A 16,320-nucleotide genomic window follows, 5' to 3' on the forward strand; every position below is an offset into this window, starting at 1 on the left:
CACGGGCATGACAGAAAAGACCGCTCCAGACATATTGCGCATCGCCGTTGCCCAGCTCAACCCGACAGTCGGCGACGTCGCCGGCAATCTTGCCAAGGCACGCGAGGCGAGGGCGGATGCCGCCCGTCAGGGCGCCGACCTCGTGCTGTTCACCGAGCTTTTCCTTGCCGGCTATCCACCCGAGGATCTGGTGCTGAAGCCCGCCTTCCTGAAAGCCTGCGAACGGGCGGCGGAGGATTTCGCCGGCGATACGGCCGACGGCGGCCCGGGTTTCATCATCGGCACGCCGCTGAAGCGCAAGACCGGCACGCACAATTCGATCATCTTTGCCGATGGCGGTAAGATCCTTGCCGAACGCTACAAGCTCGATCTGCCGAATTACGGTGAGTTCGACGAGAAGCGTGTCTTCCAGGCCGGCCCCGAGATCCAGGGGCCGATCAATTTCCGCGGCGTGCGCGTGGGAGTGCCGATCTGCGAAGACATCTGGGGCGAGGTTGCCGTCTGCGAGACGCTGGCCGAAAGCGGCGCGGAAATCCTGCTGGTGCCGAACGGCTCGCCCTATTATCGCGGCAAGGTCGATGTCCGCCACCAGATCGTCATCCGCCAGGTCATCGAATGCGGCCTGCCGATCATCTATGCCAACCAGCTTGGCGGCCAGGACGAGCTGGTCTTCGACGGCGCATCGTTTGCCATAGGTTCTGACAAGACGCTGGCCTTCCAGATGAGCCAGTTCGAGGAGACGGTCAACGTCACCACCTGGAAGAGAAGCCGCGCCGCCGCAGGGGCGCAAAATGGAAATAATTCCGATGGTTGGGTCTGCACTGACGGACCGATGTCGAAAATCCCGGAGAAGGAGGAGGCCGACTATCGCGCCTGCATGTTGGGCCTGCGCGACTACGTCAACAAGAACGGCTTCAAGAATGTCGTGCTCGGCCTTTCCGGCGGCATCGATTCGGCGATCTGCGCGGCACTGGCCGTCGATGCGCTCGGCGAGGAACGGCTGCGCGCCGTGATGATGCCTTACCGCTACACTTCGAAGGACTCGCTCAAGGACGCCGAGGACTGCGCCCGCGCGCTCGGCTGCCGCTACGATATCGTGCCGATCTTCGAGCCGGTCGAGGGCTTCCTGCACACACTGACGCAGCTTTTCGAGGGCACCAAGGAAGGCATCACCGAGGAAAACCTGCAGAGCCGGGCCCGTGGCACCATCCTGATGGCGATTTCCAACAAGTTCGGCTCGATGGTGGTCACTACCGGCAACAAGAGCGAGATGTCGGTAGGCTACGCCACGCTCTATGGCGACATGAATGGCGGCTTCAACCCGATAAAGGACCTCTACAAGATGCAGGTCTATGCGTTGTCGCGCTGGCGCAACGCGCATGTGCCGCCGGGCGCGCTCGGCCCGTCCGGCGAGGTGATCCCGAACAACATCATCGACAAGGCGCCCTCGGCGGAGCTCCGTGAGAACCAGACCGACCAGGATTCGCTGCCGCCCTATCCAGTGCTCGACGACATATTGGAGTGTCTGGTCGAAAACGAGATGGGCGTCGACGAGATCCTTGCGCGCGGCCATGACCGGGCGACGGTGACGCGCGTCGAGCACCTGCTTTACGTCGCCGAATACAAGCGCCGGCAGGCGGCGCCCGGCGTGAAGATCACCAGGAAGAATTTTGGCCGAGACCGCCGCTATCCCATTACCAACCGGTTCAGGGATGGCGGGTAGGCGATTGGCTGCATAACGGTTTAGCCATGGCCAACTTTGAGATCAGCTTCGACCTGTCGCAGATCGACTTCCGGGCGACGTCCGACATTTTGAAGGAGAGCTATTGGGGCAGCGGCCGCAGCGATGAACTGCACCGCCGCGCCTTTGCCAACTCACTGTGCGTCGGCGCCTATGTCGGCGGCAATCAGGTCGGCTTCGGCCGGGCGATCACCGACCGTACGGTATTTGCCTATCTCGCCGACATCATTGTCTGGCCTGGGTATCGCGGGCAAGGCATCGGAACCCGGCTTGTCCAGGCGCTTATCGGTCATCCGGATTGCAAGACTGTCACGCATTGGAGCCTGTCGACCAACGACGCCCACGCGGTTTACGAGAAGCTCGGCTTCAGGTCTTCCACCGACGGCCGCTATATGCGCTTCGACCGTATCCCGGCAACCTGAACAGAGGCAGCGCACAACCCGCGATTGTTGCAAAATCGTCTCACTGCTTGGACCAGATGCGCTTTGGGCTATCTACTGACTTGGCGCGGCGTTGAGGCGTCTCTATAAACGCCTTTCCGCGATCCCCTTGGGGAGGACCGAAATGCCAGGATTTGACATCGTTATGCGAGGCCGCGAAGCCTAGGTCTCAATCGGCAAGCCAGAAGGTTCTTACCTTTGCGCCAAAGCCGAGCTGAGAACAGGCGTTCGTCGATGCCGGTCGCCGCCCGTATTCGGGCGAGCCGCCAAATGTGCCGAACCTCCGCATTCCTTGGGTGTTAATTCGCCCGACGCGGTTTTTTCAATTTTCGACCTTTTCCGGGATCGGGCTCGTTTGCGCCCGAATGACATCATGGCTCGTTTTCGAATAGATTTGCGCGCGGGCGCCTTTCGCAGCGTTCTTGGCTTCACGCTCAGCCATTGGCGGCGTCAGCCGTGGCGGCTTGCCGGCATTATGGGCACGTTCCTGCTGTCGACCTTGGCCGACGTGCTGACGCCGCTCTATTCCGGCCGGCTGGTCGACGCCGTTGCCAGCAGTGCCGCGGCCGACGATGTCGCATGGAATGCGGCGATGGCTGCCTTTTCGATGCTGGTTGCCCTGGCGCTCACCGGTGTCGTGCTGCGCAATCTCGCCTTCATGGCCATTGTCGAGCTGACGTTGAAGATGATGGCGGATATCGCCGCCGACGCCTTCCACCGCGTCCAGCGCTTCTCCACCGATTGGCACGCCAACAGCTTCGCCGGATCGACGGTGCGCAAGATAACGCGCGGCATGTGGGCGCTCGACCTGCTCAACGACACGATCCTGATCGCGCTGCTGCCGTCGGTCGTCATGCTCGTCGGCTCGACGCTGCTGCTTGGCTGGTTCTGGCCGCTGATGGGCGCGATCGTCGCCACCGGTTCGGTTCTGTTCATCGCGGTGACGACGATGCTGTCGCTTGGCTATGTCGCGCCTGCGGCAAGGCTTGCCAACGCGTGGGATACACGGCTTGGCGGCTCGCTGGCCGATGCGGTGAGCTGCAACGCGGTGGTCAAGGGTTTTGGCGCCGAGGAACGCGAGGAGACACGGCTTGCCGAGGTCGTCGCCAAATGGCGCGGCCGCACGCGGCGCACCTGGGTGCGCGGCACCGTCAACGGCACCACGCAAGGCACGATGCTGCTGCTTTTGCGGGCAGCGGTCATCGGATTCTCCCTGCTTTTGTGGTCGTGGGGGCAGGCAAGTGCCGGCGACGTCGCCTTCGTGCTGACCTCATTCTTCGTGCTGCAAGGCTATCTGCGCGACATCGGCACGCATATCCGCAATCTGCAGCGCTCGATCAACGACATGGAGGAACTGGTCGACTTCCAGTCCGAACCACTCGGCATCGAGGATCGGCTCGGCGCCAAACCGATCCGGATCACCGATGGCCGTATCACCTTCGACAATGTCACGTTCCACTACGGTAGCCACCGTTTGCCGCTCTATCGCGACTTTTCGGTGGATATCGCGCCGGGCGCGCGGGTCGGGCTGGTTGGCCATTCGGGCTCCGGCAAGACGACGTTCGTCAAGCTGATCCAGCGCCTCTATGACGTGACTGCGGGAAATATCCTGATCGACGGCCAGGATATTGCCGATGTGGCGCAGGCGTCGCTGCGCGCACAGATCGCGATCGTCCAGCAGGAGCCGATCCTGTTCCACCGGTCGCTGGCCGAAAACATCGCCTATGCCCGGCCGAGCGCCACGCAGGCCGAGATCGAGCACGCGGCGCGGTTGGCCAGCGCGCACGACTTCATCGCCAATTTGCCGAAAGGCTATGGCACGCTGGTCGGCGAGCGTGGCGTAAAGCTGTCGGGTGGTGAGCGTCAGCGCGTTGCAATCGCACGCGCCTTCCTCGCCGATGCGCGCATTCTCATCCTGGATGAGGCAACGTCGAGCCTCGATTCGGAATCGGAGGTGTTGATCCAGCAGGCGATGGAGCGCTTGATGGTCGGCCGCACGACGCTGGTCATTGCCCACCGGCTGTCAACGGTGCGGGCGCTGGACAGGCTTTTGGTGTTCGATCGCGGCCGCATCGTCGAAGAGGGCTCGCATGACCAGCTGATCCGGCTGCAAGGCGGCATCTACCGTAGGCTGTTCGAACGCCAGGCGCTTGAGCTGACCAAAGGCCTGGTGATCTGACGGTTACGGCGCCGCGCGCCTTAATAGACGCGCGGCGCTGCCGTCTTTTCTTCGTCTTCGTCATGTTCTATGTCTGCCGCAGAGCGCGGGGGCGCGTCTTGTCAACAGCAAAACCATCCGGTACGCCCCGCTCATGACAGTTACCGTCCGTTTCGCCCCGTCACCGACCGGCCGCATTCACATCGGCAATGCGCGCACCGCTTTGTTCAACTGGCTGTTCGCCATCAAGAACAAGGGTCGCTTCATCCAGCGCTTCGACGACACCGACGTTACCCGTTCGACGCAGGAATTTTCCGACGCCATCCTTTACGACCTGCATTGGCTGGGCATCTTCCCCGATGCCACGGAGTATCAGTCGCGGCGGGTCGAAATTTATGATGCCGCACTGGAAAGGCTGAAGGAGGCCCGCCTCGTCTATGCGTGCTATGAGACGCCTGAAGAGCTCGACCTGAGGCGCAAGGTGCGCCGCACGCGTGGCCTGCCGCCAGTCTATGGCCGCGAGGCGCTGACGCTGACGCCTGAGCAGGTCGCGGAATATGAGGCCGATGGCCGGCGGCCGCACTGGCGCTTTCTGCTACCCAACTTCAGCAGCGATCCGCTGCAGCCGGAGCGCACCGAAATCCACTGGAACGACCTGGTGCGCGGCGAGGAGACCGTCGACCTCGCCTCGCTTTCAGATCCGGTTCTGCGGCGCGAGGACGGCACCTATCTCTACACGCTGCCTTCGGTGATCGACGACATCGAAATGGGCGTCAGCCATGTCATTCGTGGCGACGACCACGTCACCAATACCGGCGTCCAGATAGCCCTGTTCCGGGCGCTCAGCGCCGAGCCGCCGGTGTTCGGCCATCACAATCTTCTGACAACAGCATCAGGCGAGGGGCTTTCCAAGCGCACCGGCGCGCTGTCCATACAGAGCCTGCGTGAGAGCGGCATGGAGCCAATGGCGGTCACTTCGCTGGCGGTGCTCGTCGGTACCTCGGAAAACGTCGTGGCGGTGCCGACGATGGCTGAACTTGCCGAGCGCTTCGATCCGGCGGCAACATCGAAATCCGCCGCCAAATTCGATCCGGACGAGCTCTTCGTGCTCAACCGCACGCTGCTGCACCACATGCCCTTTTCCGAGGCGCGCGACCGGCTGATCGTGCTCGGCATCTCTGGCGAACAGGCCGAGCCTTTCTGGCTGGCGGTGCGCGGCAATCTCGACAGGCTGGCCGATGCAGCAATCTGGTGGCGCACACTTCGCGACGGTCCAGAGGAGCCGGCGGAGTTTTCCGACGATGACCGCGACTTTCTTCGCCAAGCGTTCGAACTGCTGCCGGAGGAGCCTTGGAACGGCACCGTCTGGAAAGACTGGACCGGCAAAATCCGAGCGGCGAGCGGCCGTAAGGGCAAGGCACTGTTCATGCCGCTGAGGCTGGCGCTTACGGGACAGCCTTCGGGTCCGGAGCTTGCAGAGCTGTTGCCGCTGCTGGGTCGGGAAGGAACGTTGGCCCGACGACCCTGACCTTGCGCTGTTCCGGCGGCGGCAGGGACGTCGGCGAGGGCACGGGTTTGACGGCAAGGCGTCTGATCGCCTCACGGTCGAGGCCGCCTTGCGCATTGGCCAGGGTCTCCGGGTCGGCGCCCGGATCAGGCCTGGCAACCGGCAGCGGAATGAACGGGGTGGTCTCCACATTCGCTTCGGATCGTTCCGGGCTGGGCGGGTTGCCGGCGATGATTTCGAAATTCTGCGCGGCGTTGCAGCCGCAGGCCGGCGGCCGCGGCATGTCGGACTGCTTGTAGAGGTAGGCCGTCGGCAGTTCGATATAAGGCCTGCCGGTCACCGAAGACGTCATCGACGCCGAATCGCCGTTCATGCCGCGCGTGTAGAAAACCTGCATCTCGGTGCCGGGGCAGCTCGATTCGCAATTCTTCTGGTCGCGCTCGAAATCGCCCAGCGAGGCAGCATTCGACATCGGGAAGAAATAGCCGTCGCAGGTCCGCACGCACATGGTGCGGAATTCGCCTCGGGGCTGGCCCAACTCGTCGGCGTTGTTGAGCATGCTGCCGATGTTGCGCGGCTGACTTAGCTCTTCAGCCTGGTCGGGCTCGTCAGGCTGGCCGGGCGCACCGGGTTCACTGCCCAAAAACTGGTCGAGCAGGTTTCCGTTGCCGTTTTCACCGCTGGCTTCGCGAACCGGTGCGAGCGTCGGCGGCGCCGTATCATCGCGGCAGCCATTGGCGTCGAGCGAGGCCAATATGCGCGCGCGATCGCGTCGCGAACCACCGCTGTCAAGCTCAGCGCGCTTGGCCTGCAAGGCGTCGAGATTGGCAGCCATGCGATCGATGGTGGCGTCGAGTGCTGCGCATACGTTGGCGTTGCGGCGAGACAGCGAAAAGCCGCAGCCGGAGCTGCTGGACTGGCTGACGGCCTTTGAAATCTGCTGGCGCTGCCGGGCGATCGCGTCGTCATATTTCCTGAGCAAGGCTGGCTTGCCGCCGCCACCGCGAGAAGCGGCGGCAAGATCGGCTTCAAGCTGGCGGCAGAGGCGGGAAGCGGCCTGCGCCTGAGTGACCGCAATGTCGCACAGTAGCAGGGCACCGAGCAGCGCGGCGGCACGCGTCAGCTTCCAACGTGCGCCCCTCATCCCTCCGGAACTCCGCCTGTCTGCCGTTCTGAAAGCTACCGCGCTTGCGGTTAAGCGTTTGTTTAGCATATCGCTGATTCCGGCTTCAGCTCAAATCGGCGATGGCTTGCGCCTTGTGCGCGGCTTCGACCACGACCAGCGCGTCATGTCGACCACGCCGCACGGCATACTCGGACATTGTCAGGACCGACATCCTGGCGTTGCACGAAAAAGGCGTATTCGCCCAGAAGAATGCCTGGATCCAGCAATGCCCGGAGGCTTGGCATGACCGCGATTACCCGTCGAGCCGCACTGCAATTTGGTCTTTTGTGCCTGGCGATGCCGGTTGCCATGGCGCAGGAAAAGCCCATCACGCCGGATTGGGGCACCAAATTGGTCGAAGCCGCCCGTGAGCAGATCGGCGTCACCACGCTCTACGATCCGACCTATACACGGCTGGCCTATCCGGGCGGGGACGTTGAGCCCGAGCGAGGTGTGTGCACGGATGTCGTGATCCGCGCCTATCGCCGCGCCTTCGATCTCGATCTCCAAGAATTGGTGCATGAGGATATGCGGGCCAATTTTGCCGCCTATCCGAAGGCTTGGGGCCTTAAAGCGCCCGACCGCAACATTGACCACCGCCGTGTGCCCAATCTTGCGGTCTATTTCGAGCGGCGAGGTGCCGCCGTGCCCGTCAGCCAAGACCCCGCCGACTATCGGCCTGGGGATCTCGTCGCCCAGATGCTGCCCGGCAATCTGTCGCATATTGCCATCGTGTCGTCCAATCGCTCCAGTTTGGTGCCGACAAGAAGGCTGGTCATTCACAATATCGGCGGCGGCGCCAGGGAAGAGGACACTTTGTTTGCCTTCAGGCAGACAGGGCATTTCCGGTTCAGGCCAATCTGAGAAAGCCAGCGGCTACCCCAGATCGACAATGGCTTGCGCCTTGTGCGCGGCTTCGACCACGGCCAGTGCCGTCATATTGACGACGCCGCGCGAGGTGACCGACGGCGTCAATATGTGCGCCGGGCTGTCGGTGCCGAGCAGGATCGGGCCGACATGCAGCGCGTCCATCATCGTGCGCAGCGCGGTCAGCGTGATGTTCGCCGAATCGAGATTGGGGAACACCAGCAGATTGGCTTCGCCCTTCAGCCGAGAATGCGGATAGACGCGCTGGCGCAGCTGCTCCGATAGCGCCGAGTCGGCATGCATCTCGCCGTCGCATTGCAGGTCGGGCGCGATCCGCGCCAAGATCGCCGCCGCCTGCCGCATCTTCATGGCGCTTGGCGAATCGCGGGAGCCGAAATCCGAATGCGACAGCAGCGCTGCCTTGGGCTCGATGCCGAAACGCTGAATTTCCTCGGCCGCCAAAACGGTCATCTCAGCAATCTCCTCGGCGGTCGGATCGACGGAGACATGGGTGTCGGTGAGGAAAATGATGCCGCGCTGCGAAATCAGCATGGAAAGTGTCGACAGGTCGCGATCCCTAATGCCGGCGCGCGGCCCGATGATCAGCGTCACGTTGCGCAAATGGCGCTCGAAACGGCCTTCGAGGCCGCAGACCATGGCGTCGGCGTCGCCGCGCTTCAGGGCAAGGGCGGCGATCACCGTATTGTCGGTGCGCACCATGGTGCGCGCCGCTTCCGTCGTCACCCCACGCCGGCCGGCAAGCTCGATCAAAAGGTCGACATAGTGGCGGTAACGCGGATCGTCTTCCGGGTTGATCAAGCCGAAATCGACGCCCGGCTTGATGCGCAGCCCGTAGCGCTTCAGCCGCACCTCGATGACATGCGGGCGGCCGATCAGGATCGGTTCGGCAATGCCTTCCTCGAGCACGACTTGCGCGGCGCGAAGCACGCGCTCGTCCTCGCCGTCGGCGTAGATGACGCGCTTGGCGCTCGACGTCTTGGCCATCGAAAACACCGGCTTCATGACCAGGCCGGAGCGGAAGACGAAGCGGTTCAGCTTGTCGATATAGGCGGCGAAATCGGTGATCGGCCGGGTCGCGACGCCGCTCTCACAGGCTGCCTTGGCGACGGCAGGGGCAATGCGCAGGATCAGCCGCGGATCGAAAGGCGAGGGGATCAGGAACTCCGGACCGAAGATCGGCGTCTCGCCGGAATAGGCACGGGCGGCGACGTCGGATGGCTCTTCGCGGGCAAGCGCTGCAATCGCTCGCACGGCGGCCATTTTCATCTCTTCGTTGATGGCGCTTGCGCCGCAATCCAGCGCGCCACGGAAGATGTAAGGAAAACAGAGTACGTTATTGACTTGATTGGGGAAATCGGAGCGGCCCGTGCAGATCATCGCGTCGGGCCGTGCTGCCCGTGCCGCTTCCGGCATGATCTCGGGATTGGGGTTGGCCAGCGCCAGGATCAGTGGCTTGGGCGCCATGTGGTGGAGCAGTTCCGGTTTCAGTACGCCGGCGGCAGACAGGCCGAGAAACACGTCGGCGCTGGGCAGAACGTCGGCCAGCGTACGCGCTTCGGTGTCCTTCACATAGGGGTCTTTCCAGCGGTCCATCTCCTCGACGCGGCCCTTATGGGCGACCCCGAACCGGTCGGTGACCCAGATGTTTTCGACCCGCGCGCCGAGCGAGACCAGAAGGTTGAGGCAAGCAAGCGCCGCAGCGCCGGCGCCTGACGTGACGATCTTGATGTCGGAGATGGACTTGCCGGCGAATTCCAGCCCATTGAGCACAGCGGCGGCGACGATGATGGCGGTGCCGTGCTGGTCGTCATGGAAGACCGGTATGCCCATGCGGGCTTTCAACTGCTCCTCGACTTCGAAGCATTCGGGCGCCTTGATGTCTTCCAGGTTGATGCCGCCGAAGGTCGGTTCCAGCGCCGAGATCGTCTCGACCATGCGCTCGATGCCGGGTGCATCGATCTCGATGTCGAAGACATCGATGCCGGCGAACTTCTTGAACAGCACCGCCTTGCCTTCCATCACCGGCTTGGAGGCGAGCGGACCGATATTGCCGAGGCCCAGCACCGCCGAACCGTTGGTGACGACGCCGACAAGATTGGCGCGGGCTGTATAATCGGCGGCGGTTGCCGGGTCGTCGCGGATTTCAAGGCAGGGGGCGGCGACCCCCGGCGAATAGGCAAGCGCCAGGTCGCGCTGATTGCCGAGCGGCTTCGTCGCCTGGATTTCAAGCTTTCCGGGACGGGGGTGCTTATGGAAATAGAGCGCTGCTTCGTCGAGGTCGGATCGGGCCGCCTTCTTGCTTTCGCCTGTCATGACGGCCGCCTCCTCAGTTCAGTCCGTTTGGTGTTTTGAGTCTCTTAGCATGCAGCCGAGGCTTTTCGAGAGGTGATATGTCGCAAGCGCGAGCTTACGGCTTGCACCACCCGCCGGCCTGTACGGTCTGCCATTGAAATGTTGGGACGATAGGCGCGTTGCTGGAGCGAGCTGCGAGCCGAATGTCTGCTTCAGGTGGTTTGCGGACGATTAGGTATTCTTTCGGTAGTTCGCTGTGGGGCTGTTGCTCCTATAAAGTGCACGAAAGAAACTCTTGGAATAGCGGTCGTACCAAGCGGCAGCCCACTCGCCGACAAGTCGCTCTGTCGACGACACCCTACGCCGGTAGTCGACTGTTCGGCGGATGCCTCCTTCTTCCTCAAGCTCGATGTCCAGGTGCGTAAACTTTGGGGCCGCATCCGAAAACCTGAGATACATGTACGCAAACACCGCGATATGGCGTTTACCCATTGATAAGCAACGATTTTCAATCGCCACCACCGCAGACTGGACTGTGGCGAAATCCTCTAGCCTAACCGCTCGTTCTAGACGAACGAAGTCAAGGAACAATCTCCTGTCGGTAATTGCAAGGTTGCCGTCGGCCGTGTCTCGAACCCTGTGCGACAGCAGTTTTTGCGTAACAAAGCGATAAATAGACGCCATTCGCCGGTCTCATTTCCATGTGCGAGGCAGGACATAACATGCGGACTAACCCTAGTCCTTGTGAACTGGCGTTTTGAGCATAATGTTGCCTTACCTCGGCTGGCCTGAGGGCGCCCGTTTTCCGCCATTCCCAGCGGATACTAAGCGGTAGATTTTGCCGCTAGAACGCGCTGACGTAGAGGCCGCCGTCGACCGGTATGTTCTGTCCGGTCAGGTAGCCGGCGTGAACCGAGCACAGGAAGGCGCAGATCTGGCCGAATTCCTCCGGCGTGCCGAGCCGCTTGGCCGGAACATTGGCTGCTGCTTGCGCCTTGCGTGCGGCAGCGGCGGCCGGATCTTCGGGCGTGCCGGCCTCGTGCGGGCCGCGCAGCCGGTCGGTGTCGAGCTTGCCCGGCAGCATGTTGTTGATCGTCACATTGCGGTCGATCACCGTGCGCGCGACGCCGGCGAGGAACGAAGTGAGGCCGGCGCGGGCGCCGGACGACAGGTCGAGGCCGGGGATCGGCACGTAGACCGACAGCGAGGTGATGTTGACGATGCGGCCGAAGCCGCGCGCCGCCATGCCGTCGATCACGGCCTGAACCAGCTCGACAGGGGTCACCATGTTCTGGGTGACGCCTTCGAGGATCTTTGCCCGATCGAGCGCACGGAAATCGCGAAACGGCGGACCGCCATTGTTGTTGACGAGGATGTCGGGATCGGGGCAGGCGGCAAGCAGCGCCTTCTGGACATCGGGCTTGGATATGTCGCCGACGATCTCGGTCACCTTGACGCCGAATTTCTCGCGCAGTTCAGCGGCGGTTTTGGCCAGCACGTCGGCGTTGCGGCCGTTGACGACCAGATCGCAGCCTGCCTCCGCCAGTGCCATGGCGCAGCCGCGTCCCAGCCCCTTGCTCGAGGCGCAGACTATGGCCGTCTTGCCGCGAATGCCGAGGTCCATGGTGATTTTCTCCTCTGATTGCCGCGGCAACCTACCCGTATGGCTGGACCAATCGCAACCGTCATACGGTTGTTGCATGAATCGGGGCATAGCCTCAGGCGAAAGCAACGGTGACAAATGATGTCCGGCGCAGAGCCTCGCACTTTCCGCAGCATGTTCATCTCCGACGTCCATCTCGGATCGAAGGCGGCGAAGGCCGAGTTCCTGATCGATTTTCTGCGCCATCACGATGCCGATATCATCTATCTCGTCGGCGACATCGTCGACGGCTGGCGCTTGAGACGGAGCTGGCATTGGCCGCAGAGCCACAACGACGTGGTCCAGAAATTGCTGCGCAAGGCGCGCAAGGGCGCCAGCATCACCTACATCGCCGGCAACCATGACGAGTTCGCGCGCCAGTTCCAGGGCGTGCATTTCGGCGGCATTGTCGTTGCCGATCGCGCCATCCACGAGACCGCCGACGGCAAACGCCTTCTTGTCATCCATGGCGACCAGTTCGACACCGTCGTCCATAATGCGCGCTGGCTGGCCTATCTCGGCGACTACGCCTATGACGCGGCCATGCTGCTCAACCGCGTCATCACGCGCCTGCGCCAAGTGCTTGGCCTGCCTTACTGGTCGTTCTCGTCCTGGGCCAAGGTCAAGGTCAAGAAGGCGGTGAACTTCATCGGCTCGTTCCAGACCGTGCTGACCGAGGAGGCGCGCCGCTCGCATGTCGACGGCGTGATCTGCGGGCACATCCACCATGCCGCGATCGAAAGCTATGAGGACGTGCAATACATCAACACCGGCGATTGGGTAGAGAGCTGCACGGCGGTGGTCGAGCATTTTGACGGCCGGATGGAGATCCTGCACTGGGCGCATGTCCTGCCGGAGACTCCGGTCGGCAGCGAGGTGCTCGTGCCGATCGACATCAAGGGCAGGGCAGTCCAGGCGGCTTGACCAAATCCGGCCTCATCTCGCTTTAATCGGTTAGTCCAGCGGTTTCATCGACTTTTTCGCCGTGTTAAGCAGCGGCAGGTGTGGCGGGCCGACCCGGCTGAATGCCGTGCCGACGGATCGCCTGTTAATGTCCTCCCTGCCGCCGCTCTCGCCCGAACAGCTCGTCAAGCCACGCCATTTCGAACTGCGCATGAGCTTGATCTTCTTCACGCTCTTCGTTCCGCTCGGAACGCATGTGCCCTATTTCCCGCTGTGGCTGCAGGCGAAGGGGTTCCACGCCGAGCAGATAGCCGTGATCCTCGCCGCGCCGATGTTCCTGCGCGTAGCGACGACGCCTTTTCTTACCGCGCTGGCAGACAAAGCGAGCGACCGCGCCAATGTCTATGTCGCGCTGGTCGCCGCATCGCTGATCCTGTCCGCCGGTTACTTCCTGCAGCCGACCTACGCAATGGTACTTGCCGTATCGTTGACGCTGACGGTCGTCTGGACGCCGCATTCGCCGATTGCCGATTCGCTCGCCCTTTCAGGTGTTCGCCGCTTCGGCTCGAACTACGCCGGCATGCGCAAATGGGGCTCGATCTCTTATCTCTGCGCCAATCTCGCCGGCGGTTTCATCCTCTCGGCCAGCGGTGCGCAGGCTGTCCCGGTGATCATCTTCGCGGCGCTGTGTGCCGCGCTAGCCGCCGGACTGATCGCGCCGCGCCTCGGCCGTCCGCGCCGCGCCTCGCCGCTTTCCGCCGCCGATATCCACCAATCGGCACCGAAACTCCTCAACCGGTACTTCCTCTATTTTTCGACAGGCGTCGGCGTCATCACAGCCAGCCACGCATTTCTCTACGGTTTCGTGTCGATCTACTGGAAGTCGATCGGCATCAGCGATTCGGTTGTCGGGCTGCTGTGGGGGTGGGGCGTTGTCGCCGAGATATGCATGTTCGTCGTCTTCACCCGGGCTTTTGCCTCTTTCTCGGTCGTCTCGATCATGCTGATTGCCGGGATAGGCGCGATCGTGCGCTGGATCGCCTTCCCCGCTGATCTGGCCGCTTGGGCTTGGCGTCGGCGGGTTTTTCGCGATCCAGACGCTGCACGCGGTTTCGGTGGCACTGGTGCTGATCGGCCTGCAAAAGATGATCGGTGAGACAATCGCGGAAGAACGCACCGGGGCGGCGCAAGGCATCGCCTATTTCTCCAATGGTTTCTTCATGGCGGTGGCAACGCTGATTTCAGGTCCTCTTTACGATCGCTTCGGCGCGAACGGCTTCTTTGCCATGATCCCCATCGCCCTGACGGGCCTGGCGCTGATCGGGCTTGCCGCGCGTTCAGCCCCACAGCGCCGGCTCGGGCGGTGACACCAGCGAACCCTGGTAGACGAGACCGGGAACGCGGTCGCGGGCTAGCAGCAACGGACCGTCGAGATCGACGAAATCGGCATCCTGCGCCAATAGCACCGCCGGCGCCATCGCAAGCGAAGTGCCGACCATGCAGCCGACCATGACGCCAAAATCCAGTTCGCGGGCGCGGTCGCGAAGCACGAGTGCTGCGGTCAGGCCACCCGATTTGTCGAGCTTGATGTTGATGGCGTCGTAGAGGCCGACAAGCGCGTCGAGGTCCTTCGCCTCGTGCACGCTTTCGTCGGCACAGATCGGCACCAGATGCGCGATGTGGCGAAGAATACCGTCATGTCCCGCCGGCAGCGGCTGTTCGATCAAGGCGATCCCATGCTCGGCGGCAAAGGCGAGGTTTGCGACGATATTGTCGTCATTCCAGCCCTCATTGGCGTCGAGAATGATTCGGCTGTCGGGTGCCGCCGCCGTCACTGCACGGATGCGGGCGATGTCGTTGTCGCCGCCGATCTTGACCTTGAGCAGCGGGCGCTGGGCGTTGGCGCGGGCCTGCGTCGCCATCGCCTCCGGCTCGGCGAGCGACAGTGTGTAAGCCGTCTCAAGCGCCCGTAACGGAACGGTTCGTATCATATGCGCCACCGGTGTTCCGCTGATCTTCGCTTCCAGGTCCCAGAGCGCGCAGTCGATGGCGTTGCGTGCCGCGCCGGCAGGCATGGCACCGAGCAGGGCGATGCGGCTGATGCCGTGCGCGATCTCACTGCGCATCGCCTCGATCGCGCCGCGCACACCCTCCATGGTCTCGCCATAGCGCTTGTAAGGGACGCATTCGCCGCGCCCTGTACGGCCGTTTTCGGCAATGGCGCAGGAAATCACCTCAGCTTCGGTCTTCGAGCCGCGCGAAATGGTGAATGTCCCGGCGATGGGAAAGCGCTCGGCCTCGACCGAAATGACACGCGCCATATTTTTCTGCTCCGGCTGTGCAACAAGGAGGATGTTGGCAAATCGACAGGTCGGCCCCGTCAGGCTAAACAGGACGCCATGTTGACCATCCGCAAACGCGACGCAAGCGGCCCTGCCAAGGAGCCCGACCACCAGCCGCGCATCGCGATCGGCGAGGAGGGCGGCGTTCTCGGCTGCGCTTTCTCGGGAACCTGGACGACACGCACCGTGGCGCTGGTCGACGCCGAGATGCGCAAGATCGAGAAGCGCGGCGGTTTCAAGACGCTGGCGCTCGACCTTTCACAAATCGAGAAGATGGACACTGCCGGGGCGTGGCTGATCGATCGCCTGGTCAGCAGCTTCGAAAAGAAGGGCGTCGAGATCACGACGCAGGGGCAGAGCGAGATTGCGTCGATCCTGCTTGGCGCCGTCGGTGATGCGGTTCGACGCGAGCCCGAATCAGGTCCGGCAAAGCCGCCCAACTTCATCATTCGGGGGCTCGAGGCGGTTGGCCGGCGTGTTTATGAGATGCGCGACGATTTCCTGGCCGCAATGAACATCCTCGGCGCCACGATACGCGGCTCGCAGATGAAGCTTGGCCGCGGCCATGGCGTCAATATGGCGGCGATCTTCAACCAGATCGATCGCATGGGCGTCGGCGCCATACCAGTGGTGGTGCTGATGTCGGCTATCGTTGGCGCAATCGTTGCCCAGCAAGGCGCCTATCAGCTCAGCTATTTTGGCGCCGACATCTTCGTCGTCGACCTGGTCGGCGTGCTGATCCTGCGCGAGCTCGGCGTGCTGATGACGGCGATCATGATCGCCGGCCGCTCCGGTAGCGCGATCACCGCCGAGATCGGCTCGATGAAAATGCGCGAGGAGGTCGATGCGCTGAAGGTGATCGGCCTTAATCCAATCGGCGTGCTGGTGTTTCCGCGGCTGGTCGCGCTGGTCGTCGCGCTGCCTTGTCTGACGATCATCGCCAACTTTGCCGCGCTGGGCGGCGGGATTTTGGCTGCATGGCTCTACTCCGATATTGCACCGGCAGCGTTCATCGACCGGCTGCGTGTCGCAATCGACCTCAGCACCATCTTTGCCGGCCTGATCAAGGCGCCGTTCATGGCCATGATCATCGGCATAATCGCCTCGGTCGAGGGCATGAAGGTTGGCGGCAGCGCCGAATCGCTTGGCCAACATGTGACCGCCTCAGTGGTGAAGTCGATCTTCGTGGTCATTATCCTCGACGGGCTTTTTGCCATGTTCTATGCAGCGATCGAGTTCTGA

Annotated in this window: 12 protein-coding genes and 1 pseudogene; 8 read left to right on the forward strand and 5 right to left on the reverse strand. The window is 62.7% G+C overall.

Features of this window, described 5'->3' with window-relative positions; all coding sequences use genetic code 11:
- The first annotated feature begins 7 nt into the window (after positions 1-7).
- The 4 genes from NKH13_RS21085 (at position 8) to gltX (ending at position 5,867) form a co-directional block, all read left to right on the forward strand.
- On the forward strand, positions 8-1,723 hold the full coding sequence (locus tag NKH13_RS21085; RefSeq protein ID WP_352720965.1) for an NAD+ synthase: 1,716 nt from the start codon (positions 8-10) through the stop codon (positions 1,721-1,723).
- 26 nt (positions 1,724-1,749) lie between these two features.
- Positions 1,750-2,163, forward strand: a complete 414-nt coding sequence (locus NKH13_RS21090; RefSeq protein ID WP_352720967.1) for a GNAT family N-acetyltransferase — start codon at positions 1,750-1,752, stop codon at positions 2,161-2,163.
- Positions 2,164-2,554: 391 nt separating this feature from the next.
- A complete protein-coding gene (locus tag NKH13_RS21095; protein WP_352720970.1) occupies positions 2,555-4,360 on the forward strand; it encodes an ABC transporter ATP-binding protein in 1,806 nt (601 codons plus the stop codon).
- A 133-nt stretch (positions 4,361-4,493) separates the two neighbouring features.
- On the forward strand, positions 4,494-5,867 hold the full coding sequence (gene gltX, locus NKH13_RS21100; protein WP_352720972.1) for a glutamate--tRNA ligase: 1,374 nt from the start codon (positions 4,494-4,496) through the stop codon (positions 5,865-5,867).
- Here the strand turns inward: gltX and NKH13_RS21105 are convergent.
- Positions 5,785-6,990, reverse strand: a complete 1,206-nt coding sequence (locus tag NKH13_RS21105) for a DUF2865 domain-containing protein (RefSeq protein ID WP_352720974.1) — start codon at positions 6,988-6,990, stop codon at positions 5,785-5,787. The genes gltX and NKH13_RS21105 overlap by 83 nt on opposite strands.
- Before the next feature lie 264 nt (positions 6,991-7,254).
- Between NKH13_RS21105 and NKH13_RS21110 the strand changes: the two genes are divergently transcribed.
- The gene (locus NKH13_RS21110; RefSeq protein ID WP_352720976.1) at positions 7,255-7,875 is read left to right on the forward strand and encodes a DUF1287 domain-containing protein; all 621 of its coding nucleotides are present in this window, start codon (positions 7,255-7,257) and stop codon (positions 7,873-7,875) included.
- A gap of 12 nt (positions 7,876-7,887) precedes the next feature.
- Here NKH13_RS21110 and NKH13_RS21115 read toward each other — a convergent pair whose 3' ends face one another.
- From NKH13_RS21115 to NKH13_RS21125, 3 genes are all read right to left on the reverse strand, one after another.
- Positions 7,888-10,212, reverse strand: coding sequence for an NADP-dependent malic enzyme (locus NKH13_RS21115; RefSeq protein WP_352720978.1), 2,325 nt, complete (start codon positions 10,210-10,212; stop codon positions 7,888-7,890).
- 210 nt (positions 10,213-10,422) lie between these two features.
- Positions 10,423-10,875 (reverse strand): hypothetical protein, encoded by a 453-nt coding sequence (locus NKH13_RS21120; RefSeq protein WP_352914193.1) that lies wholly within the window; start codon positions 10,873-10,875, stop codon positions 10,423-10,425.
- 160 nt (positions 10,876-11,035) lie between these two features.
- The gene (locus NKH13_RS21125) at positions 11,036-11,815 is read right to left on the reverse strand and encodes an SDR family oxidoreductase (RefSeq protein WP_352720981.1); all 780 of its coding nucleotides are present in this window, start codon (positions 11,813-11,815) and stop codon (positions 11,036-11,038) included.
- A gap of 120 nt (positions 11,816-11,935) precedes the next feature.
- On the opposite strand from NKH13_RS21125, the gene NKH13_RS21130 reads away from it, so the two are divergent.
- Entirely contained in the window at positions 11,936-12,757 is an 822-nt protein-coding gene (locus tag NKH13_RS21130; protein ID WP_352720983.1) for a UDP-2,3-diacylglucosamine diphosphatase, read from the forward strand.
- 127 nt (positions 12,758-12,884) lie between these two features.
- Positions 12,885-14,103: pseudogene (locus NKH13_RS21135) on the forward strand (MFS transporter).
- Here NKH13_RS21135 and dgcA read toward each other — a convergent pair.
- Positions 14,074-15,057 (reverse strand): N-acetyl-D-Glu racemase DgcA, encoded by a 984-nt coding sequence (gene dgcA / locus NKH13_RS21140; protein WP_352720986.1) that lies wholly within the window; start codon positions 15,055-15,057, stop codon positions 14,074-14,076. The pseudogene NKH13_RS21135 and the gene dgcA sit on opposite strands and share 30 nt — an antisense overlap.
- A gap of 78 nt (positions 15,058-15,135) precedes the next feature.
- On the opposite strand from dgcA, the gene NKH13_RS21145 reads away from it, so the two are divergent.
- On the forward strand, positions 15,136-16,320 hold the full coding sequence (locus NKH13_RS21145) for an ABC transporter permease (protein ID WP_352720988.1): 1,185 nt from the start codon (positions 15,136-15,138) through the stop codon (positions 16,318-16,320).

This window comes from Mesorhizobium sp. M1348, from assembly GCF_040317925.1.
In the GTDB taxonomy this organism is placed as follows: Bacteria; Pseudomonadota; Alphaproteobacteria; order Rhizobiales; family Rhizobiaceae; genus Mesorhizobium.

Bases quoted from the DNA above. Each gene is read 5' to 3' on its own strand.
- NKH13_RS21095 (WP_352720970.1), top strand. From the start codon at position 2,555: ATGGCTCGTTTTCGAATAGATTTGCGCGCGGGCGCCTTTCGCAGCGTT.
- NKH13_RS21090 (WP_352720967.1), top strand. From the start codon at position 1,750: ATGGCCAACTTTGAGATCAGCTTCGACCTGTCGCAGATCGACTTCCGG.
- NKH13_RS21085 (WP_352720965.1), top strand. From the start codon at position 8: ATGACAGAAAAGACCGCTCCAGACATATTGCGCATCGCCGTTGCCCAG.
- NKH13_RS21130 (WP_352720983.1), top strand. From the start codon at position 11,936: ATGTCCGGCGCAGAGCCTCGCACTTTCCGCAGCATGTTCATCTCCGAC.
- dgcA (WP_352720986.1), bottom strand. From the start codon at position 15,057: ATGGCGCGTGTCATTTCGGTCGAGGCCGAGCGCTTTCCCATCGCCGGG.
- NKH13_RS21120 (WP_352914193.1), bottom strand. From the start codon at position 10,875: ATGGCGTCTATTTATCGCTTTGTTACGCAAAAACTGCTGTCGCACAGG.
- NKH13_RS21105 (WP_352720974.1), bottom strand. From the start codon at position 6,990: ATGAGGGGCGCACGTTGGAAGCTGACGCGTGCCGCCGCGCTGCTCGGT.
- NKH13_RS21110 (WP_352720976.1), top strand. From the start codon at position 7,255: ATGACCGCGATTACCCGTCGAGCCGCACTGCAATTTGGTCTTTTGTGC.
- gltX (WP_352720972.1), top strand. From the start codon at position 4,494: ATGACAGTTACCGTCCGTTTCGCCCCGTCACCGACCGGCCGCATTCAC.
- NKH13_RS21115 (WP_352720978.1), bottom strand. From the start codon at position 10,212: ATGACAGGCGAAAGCAAGAAGGCGGCCCGATCCGACCTCGACGAAGCA.
- NKH13_RS21125 (WP_352720981.1), bottom strand. From the start codon at position 11,815: ATGGACCTCGGCATTCGCGGCAAGACGGCCATAGTCTGCGCCTCGAGC.
- NKH13_RS21145 (WP_352720988.1), top strand. From the start codon at position 15,136: ATGTTGACCATCCGCAAACGCGACGCAAGCGGCCCTGCCAAGGAGCCC.